Annotated in this window: 12 protein-coding genes; 1 reads left to right on the top strand and 11 read right to left on the bottom strand. The window is 43.4% G+C overall.

The annotated features are described in order from the left end of the window. Positions 1–308: 308 nt before the first annotated feature. From KFO40_RS06785 to KFO40_RS06745, 9 genes are all read right to left on the bottom strand, one after another. Positions 309–1,517: a PepSY-associated TM helix domain-containing protein gene (locus KFO40_RS06785; RefSeq protein ID WP_008024792.1), complete on the bottom strand. Its 1,209-nt coding sequence runs from the start codon at positions 1,515–1,517 to the stop codon at positions 309–311. An 89-nt stretch (positions 1,518–1,606) separates the two neighbouring features. Beyond that, on the bottom strand, positions 1,607–2,995 hold the full coding sequence (locus tag KFO40_RS06780) for a DUF4374 domain-containing protein (protein WP_211146216.1): 1,389 nt from the start codon (positions 2,993–2,995) through the stop codon (positions 1,607–1,609). A 40-nt stretch (positions 2,996–3,035) separates the two neighbouring features. Then, on the bottom strand, positions 3,036–5,450 hold the full coding sequence (locus KFO40_RS06775) for a TonB-dependent receptor (protein ID WP_211146215.1): 2,415 nt from the start codon (positions 5,448–5,450) through the stop codon (positions 3,036–3,038). A gap of 191 nt (positions 5,451–5,641) precedes the next feature. Continuing rightward, complete coding sequence (locus tag KFO40_RS06770; protein WP_004321850.1) at positions 5,642–6,493, bottom strand: SDR family oxidoreductase; 852 nt, start codon at positions 6,491–6,493, stop codon at positions 5,642–5,644. After that, on the bottom strand, positions 6,490–7,713 hold the full coding sequence (locus KFO40_RS06765) for an NADH:flavin oxidoreductase (RefSeq protein ID WP_004312420.1): 1,224 nt from the start codon (positions 7,711–7,713) through the stop codon (positions 6,490–6,492). Before KFO40_RS06765 ends, KFO40_RS06770 begins: the two co-directional genes overlap by 4 nt. Before the next feature lie 51 nt (positions 7,714–7,764). Continuing rightward, on the bottom strand, positions 7,765–8,526 hold the full coding sequence (locus tag KFO40_RS06760; protein ID WP_004299486.1) for a DUF1295 domain-containing protein: 762 nt from the start codon (positions 8,524–8,526) through the stop codon (positions 7,765–7,767). A gap of 193 nt (positions 8,527–8,719) precedes the next feature. Next, positions 8,720–10,063 carry a citrate/2-methylcitrate synthase gene (locus KFO40_RS06755; RefSeq protein ID WP_004299485.1) on the bottom strand — a complete coding sequence of 448 codons (1,344 nt, stop codon included), beginning with the start codon at positions 10,061–10,063 and terminating at the stop codon, positions 8,720–8,722. Between the two features lie 26 nt (positions 10,064–10,089). Continuing rightward, complete coding sequence (gene icd, locus KFO40_RS06750; RefSeq protein WP_044918807.1) at positions 10,090–11,280, bottom strand: NADP-dependent isocitrate dehydrogenase; 1,191 nt, start codon at positions 11,278–11,280, stop codon at positions 10,090–10,092. Between the two features lie 3 nt (positions 11,281–11,283). Beyond that, entirely contained in the window at positions 11,284–13,527 is a 2,244-nt protein-coding gene (locus KFO40_RS06745) for an aconitate hydratase (protein ID WP_004321855.1), read from the bottom strand. Between the two features lie 66 nt (positions 13,528–13,593). Here KFO40_RS06745 and KFO40_RS06740 point away from each other — a divergent pair, with 66 nt between their 5' ends. After that, positions 13,594–15,531, top strand: a complete 1,938-nt coding sequence (locus KFO40_RS06740) for an AAA domain-containing protein (protein WP_248005560.1) — start codon at positions 13,594–13,596, stop codon at positions 15,529–15,531. 143 nt (positions 15,532–15,674) lie between these two features. Here the strand turns inward: KFO40_RS06740 and KFO40_RS06735 are convergent, their stop codons facing one another. Then, positions 15,675–17,642 (bottom strand): LruC domain-containing protein, encoded by a 1,968-nt coding sequence (locus KFO40_RS06735; RefSeq protein WP_211146213.1) that lies wholly within the window; start codon positions 17,640–17,642, stop codon positions 15,675–15,677. Positions 17,643–17,833: 191 nt separating this feature from the next. After that, a complete protein-coding gene (gene ilvC / locus KFO40_RS06730; protein WP_008015592.1) occupies positions 17,834–18,877 on the bottom strand; it encodes a ketol-acid reductoisomerase in 1,044 nt (347 codons plus the stop codon). Positions 18,878–18,932 lie beyond the last annotated feature (55 nt).

Genomic DNA, 18,932 nt, shown 5'->3' with positions numbered 1-18,932 from the left:
TTTCCACGGCAGGAAACGAGAGTTTCTAAGGCGGGACACTACAGTTTCTACGTAAGGATACTGTCGTTTCCCCGTAGAGATACCAAAATTTCTCCATAGAGTCATCCCAATTATCCCATAGCTTTGCACAAAGGAATCAAGGCTTTTTCTTTGATTATATAACGTGTTGCAGATACTTTATCTGCAACCTATCTGCCACAGGTATCTGCAACGTTCCAACTATTTATTAACTAGTGTATTACACGCTTTTCGTTGCAGGTGGCAGATGTTTTTATGTTTTTCAACTTTATAGTAGGAAAAAATTTCATTCATTTCCGTACCTTTATGAGTCTTTTTATCCATAAATAATATCCAGTCAGTGGTAGTGCAGCCCCCAATAAGGCAGCAATAAAGGTAAGTATGCGAGTAAACATTCCTCCCCAGTTACCAACATGCACAGAATAAATCCAACCACGAATCTTTCCCGACTTGTCTTGATGTTGATAAAGACTTGTTTCTGTAAATTCACCATTATCCGTATTGAAAGAATAACGGTCAGATGCCCGCTGATTCCCGAAACGGTTGAAAGACACGCTTGCCGTACCAGAAGAAATACTGATTTGCTTATACTCCGGATTCTGACGTCTTAGTTTATCATAAATCTCCTGCCAATAAACGAATGGTGAAGTTACCGAGTACATATCACTGTGATTGTTTTCCGGACGTCTGCTTCTTTCACCCTTTCGAACCTCATTTCCTTCTCTTTTCTTTTCCCGATGGGCTGCCAGTTTGGTATCCCTCTTTTGAGCATCACTTTTCTGTTCATGTCCTTGGGCGGCACGTTGCTGTACTTCCACCCCGAAGACCTTATAGAAAGCTGTCCGATACCACGGAAAAGACCAGGTCAATCCCGTCAGTGCCATAGCCAGTAGAAAGATCAGAGCATACATTCCACCTGCCACATGCAAGTCATACCAAAACCTTCTCCAACCTTTTGTTGCTGTTATTTTCAGGCTATTCTTCAATGCTTTACGTGTACGCGGCCACCAAATGACAATTCCCGAAATCAGTACAAAAACAAGTAAAAGCGTACTGACACCTACAATCATTTTGCCCCAAAAGATCCCTTCATTTCCCGGATTCATACTATCCAGCAGCCAGCGATGCATTCGGAACATAAACATAAAAAAGCCGCTACGCTCGCTTTTTCCTTTTACTTCGCCCGTATACTGGTCTACATACAAAGATGCACGACGTGGTTTGGAAAGACTAACCTGATACGCACGTCCGGGATCAGAAGATATGCTGACACCGGTCACCGATACACTGTCAGGCAATGTCGTCGCCACTTTTTCAAGCAACTTATCCATAGGAAGAGGAGACTCCTTTACCGTTTCCACGTAGTAAAGATCGCGTCGAAACCACTCATTCACCTCATTTTCAAATACCAGCATGGCACCGGAGAAGCAGACAAGAGTTATTATCAGTCCGAAAGGGACGGAAAGCCACAAATGTATCTTTCTGAATATTTTTTTCATGTTTTCAATCCTATTTCTTGAAAAAGCCTGCAAAGCTTTCCGCTCGGCAGGCTTTTATATACAAAAGATTCTCTATTTAACCGACTGTATTATTTTGAAAGATATTCCATCTTACCTACCGTAGTGATAGCGTCAGCTTCTACCGTTAAACCTTTGACTGCCTTGCCTGTTTTTGCGTCTATTTTATAGAAGGCCGGTTTCTCGCCCGTAGTCACAGTGACAGCCATATAAGCATACCCTTTTTCTCCATAAGGCTCGCCACCAAACTTTCCGTCAGCCGGCAGACCTGTAACAGGCATAATCGTCTTATCTTCCGCCTTGAAAATAGCCAATTCGCTGACATCTGCACTTGTACCGCCATTAATCATATCTTCCGCTCCCTTTTTATACAATTGAAGCAGGAAGTAATCTTCAGAGATGTGCCAGCAACGGAAAATAGGGTGTTTTGTGCCTATCTCTTCAAAGTTCACATAGTAATCCGGATCGAAATCTGTTGCGCCTGCTTTGATACGCATTGCGCCCGAAGGCTTCTGTCCTGTTACCTTCTTCAAATCTGAAGATGAAACTGCCGTACGTCCATATCCGGGAGAGAACACATAGACGTCACCATTATCAGCGGCCCAAATGGTCTGATAATATTGTGAACGCATACGACCGCATGCATAGCCTATTTTATCAGTCTTGGCAATCACCGGAGTCTCATTAAAGTTCGTGCCATTATAAATTGCCACGTAAGCATTATCCGGGTATTGTGTAGAAGGAATAACACCGGCTGTATATGCACCGCTGCCGCTACCACCGTCAGTCTTAGTCACAAGTTCCTGATCTGTCACAGCTTCCGGCCATTTTTTAATACCGTACTTACTCATTCCCATTGGGATGACAGATGTATAAATCTTATTGTTAGCTTCAACCAGACCTGCCCATGAAACTTTTTCACCATTACCCAAGTAATTTTCGGCAAGCAAGGTACCCTCTTCCTGACTGCCGTCGGTTGCATCCAGATAGTTGAACAACAATGCTTGAGCCACATTCTGATCCTCATCCGTTATTTTCGAGTCCCCGGTGGAAACAGTCACCACTTTATCCCCCCAGGTCCCATAAGACGTGATACGATTATAAGTGTATGTGTACTTTTCTTTCATTTTACCATCTGCCCCCAAATAATAGGAAGCTCCTGTACCTGCGCCACCTTTATTATAAACTAAAGCAAACACATAATCCAGTCCTTTATATACCCAATAGGTACCGCCAATCACTTCGGTTCCATTCCCTTGAGTCGACACTGTTCCTTCATCCAAAGAATTGGCTACTACCAAATAACTTGCTTCACCAGTTGTGGCAGCCACCACATAAGCCGTTTCTCCATCAATCGGCGGGTTATCCACCGGATTATTATCATCGTCGCAAGATGCCACAAACACACCGCTACTCAAACAAAAAGCTACGGCAAAAGCCTGTAATAAAAACTTCTTCATATATTCTTTATTATTGATTGATACTAAAAACTTACTCTTATTATTTACCGAAAAACACTCTGAACTTTCCATAGAATGCGCGCCCCGCTTTTTGCAGGCTAAAATTGTCAAACAGTTGGGCATCGGTGAAATTCCTACATTCAAATGATACATTATAACGTCCATTCTTCATGGTGTAGGACAAAGACAGATTATGAGAAAACTGTTCCGGCACCATATTCTTTGAATCTTTATCTCCGAGATTTTCCCAGTAAAGAGGAAAATCGTGCTGCCAGTAGCTATCATAGCCGATGCTCAACACATTTCCTTTGACAAACAGGTCATTCCAATAAAAATTTGCATTGATATTAGCATAACGATAGGGCAGATTCGGCATACGCACTTTATAGTGCATGCTTTCTTGCAAAGAGGAACCCGCCAGAAACTTTTCGTAATCACGAGTATCGATGCTATTGAATGTTCCTCCTATATCAAACCAACGCGAGAAGCTATAAAGCAATGACAAATTATACCCTTTGGTCCTTACGTGACCGTGGTTCTCATAATATCCGTAGCTTGTTCCTCCCAATACGTCCAGTCCTCTTTTTATGTAATCTTTCGTATCCCGATATATCAAACCGGCCTCGGCATACAATCCATGCTTGCCAAACTGATGATTATAGCTGAAACTCAAATTGACATTATCACTTTTCTCCGGTTTCAGATTCATTTTGCCAGCTTCAAGGTCTTCATCTCCAAAGAGTTCGTCCGTGGTCGGCAGGCGGAAAGCCTTTTCGTACGAAAGTTTCACCTGAAGATCTTTCCATATAAAATAGGTACCTGCCGCTCCATATCCAAGAGCGCTTGCCGTATTGGACAGATTGATATAATTGCCTATTCCATCCGTATTCTGCGATACCGGTCCCTTGTTGTATTGCCGATAATATTTGGCAAATGCCGACACATTCCATCTGTCCGACGGCATCAGACGGTAAGAAAGCCCGCTGACGTTTTTACGAGTGATTTTAGGAATAGAAAAGTCCGTGAATTTGGAAGAAGCACCGATGGCAGAACGGCTCGTACGTTCAAAATCACTGATTACATGACTGAAAGTAAACGTATGCGCCTGTCCGATATGATAATTCATCTTCAGCGTCCCATTCCAGTTTCTATTTTTAGATTCACTGTTCTGGTAAGACTGTTCTCCCCGGCTACCTTTTTCATAAAAATCTCCACGCCAGTTGTAAGCCCGCGAAGCGGTATCGACATTGTTGGTGATATTATGATTGTAATTGGCAGTCAACAGCAGATCCAGGTTTTTCACCAATAAGTTCTTTTTGTAATATTCTAAAGAAGGGACCAACGAATGTCCTTTGCGGAATTTTTCACCGAACACGACATCTTGATAAACGCCTGTTTGTATCTCTTTATAGAAATGGGAATAATTGAAACTCAACGCCAAACGGTCTGCCCATTTCTTTCCTACCAGGCCGATTTTTCCAATCACGGCTTCATTATGATACTGGTCATTAAAACGTTTCAGATGATAAATCTTATTTTTATCAAGTGGCGGAAAACGTACGCTTCCATCTTCTTTAATCTCAAATTCGCGTACGTAAGTGTCTACATAATAATCATTATCCGAAAAGTTTTGAAAAGCATTGACCTCATACATAAAACCATTCTTGAACGTTTGTCCGAAGCGCACGTATGATTTATGAGTATTAAATGACCCGTAAGAATAGGAAGCGTCCATAAACCACTTTCCGGGTTGCTTGTTGGTGACAATATTAACCACTCCCCCAATAGCATCGGTTCCGAATCCTACAGGAACCACTCCTTTATAGACTTCTATACGGTCGGCAAAATTAATAGGAACATTGTTCAAATCGAATGCGGCACCGGCTCCCTCCTGTGGTATGCCGTCAATGAAGATTTTCACATGTTTCCCGCTAAAGCCATCGATATACAATTGCATATCCGATCCCACTCCACCTGATTCGCGGAGTTTTACACCGGGCACTTTAGTCAGTGCACCCGCCAAAGTCTGCGTACTGTTATGCAATTTCTTCGCATCAATGGCTACCGCATTAAAAGCAGATTGATTCACACGACCGACTCCGGATGTCGTGACCAGCACCTCTCCCAGTTCTTTTACCGCCGGTGCGATAGTGACGTTTACTTTTATTCTTTCTCCCTTGGCTAATTTAACTTTCTTTTCTACCGTTTGATAACCGATAGCCGAAACGACAAGTGTATATTCACCTGCTGTAGTTTTCAAATGATATATACCTTTTTCATCTGTATAGCATCCTTGGTTGGTTCCTTTCAGATAAACTGTCGCAAAATCCACCACTTCTTTCTCTGTAGACATCACTCTGCCCGAAATTAAACTACTACGGTGACGCCCATGTTGTGAATATACGGATACGGAAAACAAGAATGCCAGAAAAACCAAAAAATATTTATTGCTCATCTCCTTTTTACCTTTTTACTTTATACCTTTTCATTGCTCTAAAAGCGATGCAAAGGTAAGCAGAAAGAGGGATGCCAAACAATCCCTATCTATTGGTAAAAATAAGACAACAAAAATGAGGTATATAGATATGTACAATACCTATATATAAGTAAATACTGGATAATTTAAATAAAAAAAGAAAAGAAAACCTACTTCAGCCAACTCGCCAACGCACGTTCCGTTACCTCCCACAACTGCTCTTTTTGCACATGATTCGTGTATTTATCAGACAAGTTTTTCCGGTGGTTATTGACATACAGTTGTCCTGTCACACCGGCTTCCTTCTCGTCCAACAGTAAACCGATTGCCGTAGAAGCCCCTTTCTTGGGTTTACGGATAAAAGGACGGAAAAAAATATCCGTCAACGGATCGAACCACTTGTGCATAGTGATGATATCAGTAGAAACAATTCCCGGATCGGCAGCATTGACGGTAATCCCCTTCTCTCGAAGTTGTTCGGAAAGCTCGAAAGTAAACAATAATAAAGCCAGCTTCGTGTTACTGTAAACAGGAATCCTCCAAAACGTTCCCGTTTTCCCTCTATGAAAGAAATCTGGGAAGTCGAGCTTGCCGATTGCGTATGTACAGGAAACCATATTTACGATACGCGCTCCACGCACCATCAACGGAATTAATTTCCGGGTAAGCAGATAAGGTCCCATGTAGTTCACACTTACCGTTCGTTCGAATCCTTCGGAAGTAGTATGAAAACCTGTCTCCATCGTTCCGGCATTATTCATCAACAAAGAGATGGGAAGATTCCTTTCTAAGATCTGACTGGCAAAAGCAACTACGGATTGCATAGAAGATAAATCGATAGCTATTACTTCCAAATCCGGGTTTCCGGTTTCCTTGCTCAAACGTTCACGAACAACCTCCGCTTTCTGCGGATGATAACAAGCCATAATGATTCGATAACCGGCTTTGGCTACGGCACGTGTTATTTCTGTTCCCATTCCTCCGTCCGCACCGGTGATGATTGCCCATTTCATTTCACTCATTTTTTCTCCAGTTTATCAATCTCTTTTTGTAAAGAGGAAGGTAATTGTTCTTTCAAATGTTGATGACAAGCCATTTCTATCGTATACATACGTCCTATGCAATAATTACTGTGTCCACAGTTGCAGCGTGCTTGTTCCTCCTGTTTCATCCGGTTCACGAATCCCGGTTCGTTGAGTAATGCTCTCGCCATCTGCACGGCATCAAAACCGGAATCGAGCACTTCATCTATTTTCTGACGGGAAACAAGACCACCGACATAAATCAACGGCGCATCCGGAAGAGCCGCACGGAATTTCAGTGCATCTTCAAGGAAATAGGCCTCTTTGAAGGGTACAGAGGGTATCATCCATTTGCCAAACATACGGACTCCGTATTTCAGCCACCAACAATTCATATAGTAAGACATCGAACGAATCGGCATGGCACCTCTCATCACATACATCGGCGCTTTGCTGACAAAACCACCACTCAACACCAATCCATGAGCGCCAAGTTCCAACAGACGTTTGGCCACTTGTATGGATTCGTCAATCTCCATTCCTCCTTTGAAGCCGTCGCGCATATTCATTTTTACAAAAACTGCCATATCATTGCCCGCCGCTTTCATCACTTCTTCCATCACCATATCCATAAAACGCATCCGGTTTTCGAGCGAACCGCCATATTCATCTTTCCGATGATTGGTGTAGGGAGACAGGAATTGACTAATCAAATAGCCGTGCCCCGCATGTACTTCAACGGCGTCAAACCCGGCTTTCCTCGCCAGATTGACTGCATTTCCATACGCTTTCGCCATTTCCGGAAGCTCCTCTTTTTCCATTCCACGCACAAACGTAGGAGAATAGAGGTTGAAGCCTGAAGATGCGGATATAGGAGTGACACCACATATATTTTTATGGGACATATTTCCACAATGCCCGATTTGTATACCTACTGCGGCACCTTCATCGTGCACGGCTTTTGTCAGTTCGTGTAAACGGGGAATAATAGACGGACGCAACCACAACTGACGGTCGAAAGAAAGTCCGCTTTGTGTCACGGCAGCATAAGCCACTGTTGTCATACCTACTCCCCCCGCAGCTACCGACCGATGGTAATCCAGCAACATTTGCGTGGGAGTATTCTCCGGACACATGCTCTCAAAAGCTGCCGAACGGATCGTTCGATTCCGCAGCGTCAAAGGACCAAAGGTGACCGGGCTAAAAAGTTTAGATTCCATAGTAGTTGATATTTTATTTAAGTCATACGTAAGTCATGATAAAAAGCGCCCCTAATAAAGGAAAGGGAACACTCGTTTCCGTTCTCCCACTGCGTCTCCGAATTCTTCGCGGTAACGGCACCAAATAGCGTTGGCACGGGGAACAAGGTTAGCAATCGTCCACCAAAGGAAGACCAGGCCGGAAAGTGAACAAGTGAGTATCGCCCAACCTGCCCATTCTACTATCTCACCGAAATAGTTGGCGGAAGTGACATAACGGTACATTCCTTTTTGAGGCAGATAATGCCGGGTGTCTCCCGGTTTGCGCAAATGTCGGATGATATAATCCGACTGCCAGTTCAACAGCATACCTGCGAAAAAGAGCAGTGTGCCGATAATAAACCACGGTGAAGTAAACCAACCGGCTTGATACATCGTTTCGGGAGCAAGATAGAAAATCCATTTTCCTTGCATATAACCATTCAGCAGATTAAAAAGAACTCCCATCGACATGATTGCCAGCGGCATCTTACTTTTTCCTTTCAATAGCAAAGGGAAGATGAAAGCACGCTGAAAATAGTGAATTTGAAAGAAGAGGAAGAAAGTGAAAATCACCGGCTCGAACCGACGTTCGGAATAGATCCACATCACACACATCACCACAAAAACCGGAGCTTCCATCAATATCCAGGCTAGTTTATTGGAGATAGCTACTCCCCACGATGCTGTGCGGAAAATACCATATCCGGCTTTCACAAAGTAAAGGGCGATAAAAACAAACAAAGCAATCAGGCTCATCACCCCCAGAAACAGATTAAAAGTATCTATACTCATACCGATCTATTTTGTAACACGCAAAAATAACAAAAAGGAGATAAACGACGATACAAAAAATAGAAAGAATCTGAAGTACATTCTTTTACGAACATAAAAAAGGAGAAAATGTAAAATTTCCCGGATGCGCTTCTGAAATGATCGGGCACACATCCGGGATTACTTATCTATTTAATAAAAGGATTGGTTATTATCAGCGTTTCTTAATTGGGATATAAGCCAAATCATCAAGTACATTTTTATAAGCCGGGCGGATAATCCGTTTACCGTCGAAGGTCAATTCTTCATTGCGGTGTGCACACCAGCCTACGATACGTGCCATGGCAAACAGTGGAGTGAAGATTTCCTGCGGCAAACCGATCATTTCATACACGAAGCCCGAATAGAAGTCGATATTGCTGGACACTGTCTTTCCGTTGTTTTTAACCCGTCCGAAAGTAGCGATGGCACGTTCTTCCAACAGTTCGAGAAAAGCAAATTCGCTTTCTCTGCCTTTTTCACGGGCAAGGTCGCGAGCCAGTTCTTTCAATAGAAGAGCACGAGGGTCAGAGATGGTATAAACGGCATGTCCGATACCATAGATCAATCCGGTTTTGTTATACACTTCTTTGTTCAACATTCGGGTGTAGTAAGTGTCTATCTCATCTACACTTGTCCAGTCTTTGATATTTTCCTTCAGGTGCTGGAACATGTCAGCAACCTGAATATTGGCACCTCCGTGAAGCGGGCCTTTCAGCGAACCGATACCAGCGGCGATGGCCGAATAAGTATCTGTTCCGGTAGAAGAAGTTACGCGAACGGTGAAAGTGGAGTTATTACCACCACCGTGCTCTGCCTGAAGAATCAATAACAAATCGAGGGTGCGTGCATCCAGTTCAGTATAGTCTTTTTTCAGCATATACAGGAAATTCTCGGCAATAGAGAGCTTTTCCTGCGGATGGCGGATATGCAGAGAACGTCCGAAAGTAGCATGACGAAGCATATTATAAGCATAAGCGATGATAGTGGGGAACTTTGAAATCAGTTCAATACTCTGACGCATCAGGTTATCCCGGGAGGTATCATCCGCATTTGCGTCAAAACGATACATTTCCAATACACTGCGTGAAAGAATATTCATGATGTTGTTTCCTTCCAACTCGATGATGTTCATTTTCGTTTTCTGTTCCAACGGCATATTGTCGTTAATCAACTCACGGAAAGAAAGCAATTCTTCTTTATCCGGCAGACGTCCGGAAAGCAATAGGTAAGCCACTTCTTCGAAGCCAAAGCGTTTCTCTTTGATTATAGCGTGAGAAATATCTTCTACATCATAACCGCGATAGAACAGTTTTCCCGGTATGGGTTTCAACCCACCACCCGGAACACGTTCATATCCTACTACATTACCGATTCTGGTTAAACCTACCAATACACCTGTGCCGTCTTCATTACGCAATCCGCGCTTCACATCAAACTTGGAGAACAATTCTGTATCAATCCGGGTAGCTTCCTTCATTTCCTCGGAAAGCTTGTAAATCAAGTACTCTTTTTTCATCTTTCTTCGTTTTTTATTCGTTACTTTTATTTTTCAATTCTTTCCACGATCTCACGAGTGAAAGCGGAAGTAGAGAGGGAGGTTCCATTCGGCATAAAACGGGCTAAATCGTGTGTAGCGCGAGCGTCCAGGAAGCTTTGTTCCAAGGCTTTCTCTATCAGAGCAGCCGCTTCTTTCCAGTCAAAATATTCGAGCATCATTACTGCCGAAAGGATAATAGAACAAGGGTTCACCACATCTTTTCCCGCAATATTGGGAGCTGTTCCGTGAGTTGCTTCAAAGATGGCATGCCCTGTCTGGTAGTTGATATTTGCTCCCGGAGCGATGCCGATACCGCCTACCATAGCCGCCAGTTGGTCAGAAACGTAGTCTCCATTGAGGTTTAAGGTGGCTATTACGGAATATTCTTCGGGAATCAGGAGTGTATTTTGCAAGAAAGCATCTGCAATGCAATCTTTTATCACCAGTCTGCCATCTGCCAAAGCATCGCCAAATTCACGTTGCGCCAGTTCGTAGCCCCATTTTTTGAAACCACCTTCGGTAAACTTCATGATATTTCCTTTATGCACCAGTGTTACGGAAGGCAAATGATGGTCGATCGCATACTGGCAGGCAGCACGCACAAGACGCTCCGTGCCCTCACGTGATACAGGTTTCACACCGAAAGAAGAGGTTTCCGGGAAACGGACTTTTGTCACGCCCATTTCGTCTTTCAGGAATTGATAGAACTTTTCAGCCTCCGGAGTTCCGGCTTCCCATTCGATACCTGCATAAATATCTTCCGTATTTTCACGGAACACACACATATTCACTTTCTCCGGTGATTTGACAGGCGACTGTACTCCCTGATACCAACGAACCGGACGAAGACAGACGTATAAATCAAGTGTCTGACGCAGTGCTACGTTCAACGAACGGATTCCACCTCCGACAGGAGTTGTCAACGGACCTTTGATTCCTACCAGGTATTCCTGAAAGGTTTCCATTGTTTCATCCGGCAACCAGGAACCAGTCGCGTTGAAGGCACGTTCTCCCGCCAACACTTCTTTCCATTCGATCCGACGTTTGCCGCCGTATGCTTTCCGGATAGCTGCGTCCACTACGGCTTGCATGGCAGGAGTCACTTCGGCTCCTACTCCATCGCCGGTAATATAAGGTACGGTAGGCACATCGGGTACCAACAGCGTACCATCTGTTTGCATAGTTATTTTGCTCATTTTTTATCTTGCATTTAAGGCAGAACCGGCACGAAACCAGGCTATCTGCTGTTCATTATAGGTATGTTGCACTTCAAAACTTTCTTTCGTTCCGTCTTCGTGATGAAGAATAATCGTCAGATTGCGCCCCGGTGCGAAATGGACTAAGCCTGATACGGACAAAAGATCGTGTTCCCGAATCTTGTCATAGTCTGCTTTATCTACAAAAGTAAGAGCAAGCATCCCTTGTTTTTTCAGATTTGTTTCGTGGATACGGGCAAAACTCTTAGCCAAAATGACACGTACATTGAGGAAGCGTGGTTCCATGGCTGCATGTTCACGGCTGGAACCTTCTCCATAATTCTCCTCGGCAACAACAATAGACGGAATACCTTCGGATTTATACATCTTTGCCGTACCGGAAACTGTTCCATAAGTATTTGTCGAACGATTCCAAACACGGTTCGTTTCACCATTGAAAGCATTGACAGCTCCCATCAGCATATTGTCGGAAATATTCTCCAAATGTCCCCGGAAGCGGAGCCACGGACCTGCCATAGAGATATGGTCGGTAGTACATTTTCCCTGTGCTTTAATCAATAAAGGCATGTTCAGCAAGTCCTGTCCGTCCCATGCCGGGAAAGGAGTCAGAAGCTGGAGACGTTGGGAATCCGGTTTTACCCTGATTTCCGTTTTTGCTCCGTGCGGGGCAATATACCCTTCATTTCCCTGTTCAAAACCTTTCAAGGGAAGTTCATCTCCTACAGGCTCGGAGAGTTTCACTTTTTCTCCGTTATGATTCACCAGTCTGTCTTTCAACGGGTTGAAACAGAGATCGCCGGCTATTGTTAACGCCATCGTTAGTTCCGGAGAAGCTACAAACGCGTATGTGTTGGGATTACCATCAGCGCGTTTGGCAAAATTACGATTGAAAGAGGTGACGATTGAGTTCTTTCGTGTCGGATCGTCCGTCTCACGTTTCCACTGACCGATACAAGGTCCACAAGCATTTGCCATAATCGTGGCTCCCAGCCGTTCAAAAGCTTCAATCATACCGTCTCTTTCGGCAGTAGCCCGGATTTGCTCCGAACCCGGATTGACGATCAGCGGAGAAGCAACGCTCAAATTCTTTTCTGTCACCTGCTTTGCCAGAGAAGCTGCACGGCTCAAATCCTGATAAGAAGAATTGGTACATGAACCTATCAAGCCTACCTCCATTTTACGGGGGTAGCCGTTCAATAACACTTTTTCTGCAAATTCAGAGATGGGAGTAGCGGCATCCGGTGTAAACGGCCCGTTTATATAAGGTTCGAGTTCTGACAAGTCTATTTCAATTACACGGTCGTAATAGTTGGATGGTTCGTCGGTCACAATGTCGTCTGCACGAAGGTCTGCACCAACAGATTCAGCCCAATCGACTACACAATCTCTTCCGGTAGCTCTCAAATAAGTAGCCATGCGTCCGTCAAACGGGAATAAAGAGGTAGTAGCTCCAACTTCGGCACCCATATTGCAAATGGTAGCTTTCCCGGTAGCAGAAAGGGATTCGGTTCCGGGACCAAAATATTCGATAATAGCATTCGTTCCTCCTTTTACGGTAAGGATGCCGGCCAGCTTCAGAATCACGTCTTTCGGAGAGGTCCAACCGCTTAGTTTTCCGGTCAGACGGACACCGATAATCTTCGGCATTTTCAGCTCCCATTCCATTCCTGTCATCACATCCACGGCATCCGCGCCACCGACACCGATAGCCACCATGCCCAGTCCGCCTGCATTAGGCGTATGAGAGTCTGTTCCCACCATCATACCACCGGGGAAAGCATAGTTTTCGAGCACTACCTGATGGATAATTCCTGCTCCCGGTTTCCAGAAGCCGATGCCATAACGGGAAGATACATCACGGAGGAAATCGTATACTTCTTCATTAGTCAGTCTTGCCGTAGCAATATCCGCCTTTGCACCTTTATACGCCTGTATCAAGTGATCGCAATGCACTGTCGAAGGCACAGCCACCTGATCCTTACCTGCATTCATAAATTGGAGCAAAGCCATCTGCGCAGTTGCATCCTGCATAGCCACACGGTCGGGACGGAAATTCACATAATCCTCCCCCCGTTTGTAATCTTTCAAATCGGCTACATCATACAGATGAGCATACAAAATTTTCTCGGCCAACGTCAAAGGGCGTTTCAGTATAGCCCGTACGTGTTCTACCTTTCCTTTATAAGCAGCGTAGAAAGCTTCTAACATAGTCACATCATATACCATATTGCTTTTTGTTTTTTTAGTCTATCTATTAAAATAACGAACGGCGTTCGAGTAATGTTTAACAAAATGAAATATTTTTTCTACCCGGAACGAAGATTTGTTACCTTTGCGCCTATTATGAGTAATAATCCGAAAAGTCCCATTATAGACCTTCAGCAGCAGCAACTCCTCCTGCGGATGGAGTATGAATATGAGAAGGAAGAATTTAAGCGGCAGACCGAAACAATGGGCGTTGCCCGTAAAGTGAAGCGCGGTCTCTGCTGGTATCCTGTCTCTCTTGGCCGAAGTTACTACAATTCGCTGAATCAGCTTGTAATAGATATTACACGGACCGAAAATAAAGAAATAGAGCATTCCTTTGACTTCGGCCGCCCTGTTTGCTTTTTCCACCAGTCATTCGAAGGAAAAGTGAAGTATATGGATTTCATCGCTACCGTCAGCTTTGCCGACGAAGAACGAATGGTCGTTGTACTCCCCGGAGCGGGAGCTTTAGCGGAACTGCAAACTGACGGTATACTGGGGGTACAACTTTATTTTGACGAAACATCGTACCGGGCCATGTTCGAAGCACTGGAAGACACGATACGTGCCAAGGACAACCGCCTGGCGGAACTGCGTGACATTTTGTTGGGTACCCAAAAGCCGGGATTCCGCGAATTATATCCTGTCCGCTTCCCATGGCTGAACAGTACACAGGAAACAGCAGTCAACAAGGTGCTCTGTACGCGTGACGTATCTATTGTTCACGGTCCTCCGGGAACCGGAAAGACAACGACTCTTGTCGAAGCGATTTACGAAACATTGCATCGGGAACCACAAGTGCTTGTTTGTGCGCAAAGCAACACGGCTGTCGACTGGATTTGTGAGAAACTGGTAGATCGGGGAGTCCCCGTGCTCCGCATTGGAAATCCAACCCGGGTCAACGACAAAATGCTTTCATCCACCTACGAACGCCGGTTTGAAAGTCATCCTGCCTATCCGGAGCTTTGGGGAATCCGTAAATCTATCCGCGAAATGGGTAGCCGGATGCGCCGGGGTAGTTATTCTGAACGGGAAGGGATGCGTAATCGCATGAGTCGTCTCCGCGATCGTGCCACGGAGTTGGAAATACAAATCAATGCCGATCTTTTCGACAGTGCCCGCGTAATTGCTTCTACCCTAGTCAGCAGCAACCACCGCCTGCTCAACGGACGTCGTTTTCCGACTTTATTCATCGACGAAGCTGCACAAGCCCTCGAAGCTGCCTGCTGGATCGCTATCCGCAAAGCAGACCGGGTCATCCTTGCAGGAGATCATTGTCAGCTTCCGCCGACTATCAAATGTATAGAAGCTTCCCGTGGAGGATTGGATCATACATTAATGGAAAAAGTAGTTCAGCAAAAACCTTCCGCGGTCTCTCTATTAAAAGTACAGTACAGAATGCATGAAACCATCATGCAGTTTCCCTCCGACTGGTTTTATCATGGAGAACTGGAAGCTGCTCCGGAAGTACGCTATCGGGGGATTCTTGATTTCGACACTCCCATGAACTGGATCGATACTTCAGAGATGGACTTTCACGAAGATTTTGTAGGAGAAAGCTTCGGACGCATCAATAAGCAGGAAGCCAACCTACTACTGCAAGAACTGGAAACTTACATCGGACGTATCGGCAAAGAGCGAATACTGGATGAAAGAATTGATTTCGGTCTGATTTCGCCATACAAGGCACAAGTGCAATATTTGAGAGGAAAAATAAAAGGAAGCAGCTTTTTACGCCCTTTCCGCAGCCTCATCACCGTGAATACGGTAGACGGCTTTCAGGGACAGGAGCGAGACGTTATTTTCATCAGTCTCGTACGTGCCAACGAGGACGGACAAATCGGGTTTCTAAATGACTTGCGAAGAATGAATGTAGCGATTACGCGGGCACGAATGAAACTTGTTATATTAGGAGACGCTTCCACCCTTGCCAAGCATCCTTTCTATAAAAGGTTGATGTTATTCATTAAAAAGGAGGATTAAATACTTAATCCTCCTTTTAACAAAGCACACTTTCTCCCGAAACCACACTTTTTTTAACACAAACAAAACAAACAATATTTTACATCAGTACTATTCTTAATTTTTCACCCTCAAAGATAGTCGATTATTCTAATGCGCTCCAACTATTTCCACCATTTTATTTGCGGATCGCGCGTTTTTGCCCATTCTGCAAATTTAGGATATGTTTTGTCAATGCGCTGATTCTCCTTTTTAAGATCTAAATTCAAAATAGAAGCGTCCAAACGTGCATCTACATGAATAGCAAACGGAAAACCATCCTTGCAAATGAAATAGGTACCATCTACATCACCACGAGAAATATCAGCTCCGGAAGGGAAACGATTATTCGCACCAGTTGTCGGCTTATGATCTGTCAGATGGACTTCTGTGGCAGAGTTGAATACTTTTATAAAAGGATTATAAGGAGCTACCACCACTGATTTATCAAGAGTAGGATTATTAAATTGTATGGATACCGTATATGTCTTCTCTTGAATATTCTGATTAATCATATCCTCCGCATTCACATTGGATACTCCCAATTCAGCTTTAGCATCCTTGAATAATGTTATCACATTACCTGAATAGGAAGAAGCTTCACTACCATTAACCGTTACTTTAGAAGCTTTACTCAAATCGAAAGGAACTTCATAAGCAAACGAATTCTTATAATTAGCTCCCGTCCAAGCCAAGGTGAACTTATCAATAATATTAAGCACCTTATTATCTATATTATAATCAACGCTTGACTGATATTTCATGACCACATCATTCAAGTCATAATCTCCTTGTTCCGGCCAGTTATCTTCAAAACCAAGCACTCCAGAATACTTTTCTGTTCCTTGCCGATCACCCGGATTAGGAACATCCGGCACTTCAATAGCAGCAATAGGATTAGAAGAGATGACGAAAGCAACATCATTATAGTCATTTTCTCCATTTTTCCAGTCTTCCATTGTTATCACATTCACTCTTTCACCTGCTTTATTTTTTGCTGCAAAAATTGCAGTGTGAGAAATTTTGTCACTATTCAAAGATTTAGTCGAATAGAACATATTTCCATTGGCCTTAACACCTCTCCAACCGTCATTCCAAATTAGGAAACCAATCTTTGTACCTGCTGGGATACGTTCCGGTTCTTCTTCCGGAAAGCTGCCTGTCTCATTTATATATTTCAAATTTACCGCAACCCCACTATAATTACCCAGACTACTTTTATGTGCATTAGGGAAGATTACACATGCATGCTTTGCAGCTTGTCTTATTTCATCAATACTGGCATTTTCCGAATAACAATAGTAAGCAAACACACTTTGCGCACCTGTATCTCCTCCGAAATAGTTGACAACGACATTCGCATCTTCTTTTATCAGAATATCAGCATCATCAGAGACTAAATTAGTTCCTACATTATTCTTTCCTTCCGGAAAATATGTCGTTATATAACTCTTGAGAGTTGCGTCCACATTTATTTTTTGAGAAGCATCCAGATAGTTAGGTCTACCAGTATTTACATTCCAAGTTCCTAATACATTCGGAATTACATTTGTAATAAATTTCAAAGAGGATCTTGTTTGTGCACTTCTCGTTGATGAGTCCACAGGAGTAACATCAAGAGCATTCTCGAAGGTTATTTTTGCGCTGACATCCGAACCGACAACTTTAGTTTTATACAAAGTCGGCACACCAAAATCCGGAGAATAAATATAAACTTCTGAAACAGCTGTCGGGAAAGAAGCCGGTTTGATATAACGTCCTTGTATATCTGTAAATCCGGTTGCAATGTGTGACACCCCTGCTTTCTTTATAATCTGACCGCCTTCTGCCACATAAGAAAGCGGATTTTCAGCATAAACTTCAAAATAAGCTCTAGGACATTCCTTTCCATAATCAATATTCAATTGAATATTTTTAGTAGTAGCAAAGTTGAAATAGTTATCTAAAGTAACCTCCTCTTCTTTATCTCCTGAATTAGCAGGATCATATACATCTTTCTGCAAACAGCTGGAGAAAGCAACAGAAACAACACCAATAACACATACTAATTTAGTAATGTTAATCATTCTTTTGGGCAAGTTAAAATACATCATACTTCTCGTTTATTTTATTTGATGGTGCAAATATAAACATAAACTTGCATATTTTAGTCATATTATAGATATATTTTTCTAAAAAAAGCAATTTAAAGGATTCACTCCTCCTTTTATACAATGTATTTCCAATAAAAAAGGAGAGAACTATTTGCTCTCTCCCCTCTTAAAACTTGTATAATTTATCCAGTTTAATTATTCTCCGGACGAAGTTTACGAACAGTTACAGCAGTCTGCCACATTTCGCTTTCGCGTAATTGACGGAGTTCTTCGTTCAATTTTTCACGATAATCAGGTTGTGAATTACTGTCGATAGAAATCTGCGCTTCGTTACCAGTCTTCACACTGTTATACAACTTTTCAACTACCGGTTTGATAGCATCGTGGAATGGGCCCATCCAATCGAGAGCACCACGTTGAGCAGTAGTAGAGCAGTTAGCGTACATCCAGTCCATACCGTTCTTTGCGAACAACGGCATCAATGACTGTGTCAGTTCTTCCACTGTTTCATTGAATGCTTCAGAAGGACTATGACCGTTTTCACGCAATACTTCGTACTGTGCCAGCAACAAACCTTGGATAGCACCCATCAATGAACCACGTTCACCTGTCAAGTCAGAAGTAGCTTCACGTTGGAAAGTTGTTTCGAACAGATAACCGGAACCGATACCGATACCTAGTGCGATAGTTCTTTCGTAAGCCTTGCCTGTAGCATCCTGATAGATAGCATAAGAAGAGTTCAAGCCACGTCCTTCGAGGAACATAGTACGCAAAGATGTACCCGAACCTTTAGGAGCAACCATGATAACGTCGATATCAGCAGGAGGAACTACACCTGTACGGTTGTTCCAAGTGATAGCAAAACCGTGTGAGAAATAAAGAGCTTTTCCGGCAGTCAGGTAAGGCTTGATAGTAGGCCATACAGACATTACTGCTGCGTCAGACAACAGACACATTACAATAGTACCTTTCTCACAAGCTTCTTCGATACCGAACAAAGTTTCACCCGGAACCCATCCGTCCGCTACTGCCTTATCGTATGTTTTTCCTTCACGTTGACCAACGATTACATTGAAACCGTTATCACGCAAGTTCAGCGCCTGTCCAGGACCCTGTACGCCATAACCGATTACAGCGATTGTTTCATTTTTCAATACTTCACGAGCTTTTTCCAATGGAAATTCGTCACGGATTACTACAGTTTCAGTAGTACCTCCAAAATTCAACTGTGCCATTTTCTTTTTGTTTTTAGTTTTTGATGACTTACGCCATCTGTTATTAATTGATTTT

The organism is Bacteroides sp. 1001302B_160321_D4 (assembly GCF_015667765.1).
Lineage (GTDB): Bacteria > Bacteroidota > Bacteroidia > Bacteroidales > Bacteroidaceae > Bacteroides > Bacteroides xylanisolvens.
This window is presented reverse-complemented; position numbering and strand designations above follow the sequence as displayed.

Coding starts and splice junctions, on each gene's coding strand:
- KFO40_RS06740 (WP_248005560.1), top strand. CDS start 13,594: ATGAAATATTTTTTCTACCCGGAACGAAGATTTGTTACCTTTGCGCCT.
- KFO40_RS06775 (WP_211146215.1), bottom strand. CDS start 5,450: ATGAGCAATAAATATTTTTTGGTTTTTCTGGCATTCTTGTTTTCCGTA.
- KFO40_RS06760 (WP_004299486.1), bottom strand. CDS start 8,526: ATGAGTATAGATACTTTTAATCTGTTTCTGGGGGTGATGAGCCTGATT.
- KFO40_RS06735 (WP_211146213.1), bottom strand. CDS start 17,642: ATGATGTATTTTAACTTGCCCAAAAGAATGATTAACATTACTAAATTA.
- KFO40_RS06765 (WP_004312420.1), bottom strand. CDS start 7,713: ATGGAATCTAAACTTTTTAGCCCGGTCACCTTTGGTCCTTTGACGCTG.
- KFO40_RS06755 (WP_004299485.1), bottom strand. CDS start 10,063: ATGAAAAAAGAGTACTTGATTTACAAGCTTTCCGAGGAAATGAAGGAA.
- ilvC (WP_008015592.1), bottom strand. CDS start 18,877: ATGGCACAGTTGAATTTTGGAGGTACTACTGAAACTGTAGTAATCCGT.
- icd (WP_044918807.1), bottom strand. CDS start 11,280: ATGAGCAAAATAACTATGCAAACAGATGGTACGCTGTTGGTACCCGAT.
- KFO40_RS06785 (WP_008024792.1), bottom strand. CDS start 1,517: ATGAAAAAAATATTCAGAAAGATACATTTGTGGCTTTCCGTCCCTTTC.
- KFO40_RS06745 (WP_004321855.1), bottom strand. CDS start 13,527: ATGGTATATGATGTGACTATGTTAGAAGCTTTCTACGCTGCTTATAAA.
- KFO40_RS06770 (WP_004321850.1), bottom strand. CDS start 6,493: ATGAGTGAAATGAAATGGGCAATCATCACCGGTGCGGACGGAGGAATG.
- KFO40_RS06780 (WP_211146216.1), bottom strand. CDS start 2,995: ATGAAGAAGTTTTTATTACAGGCTTTTGCCGTAGCTTTTTGTTTGAGT.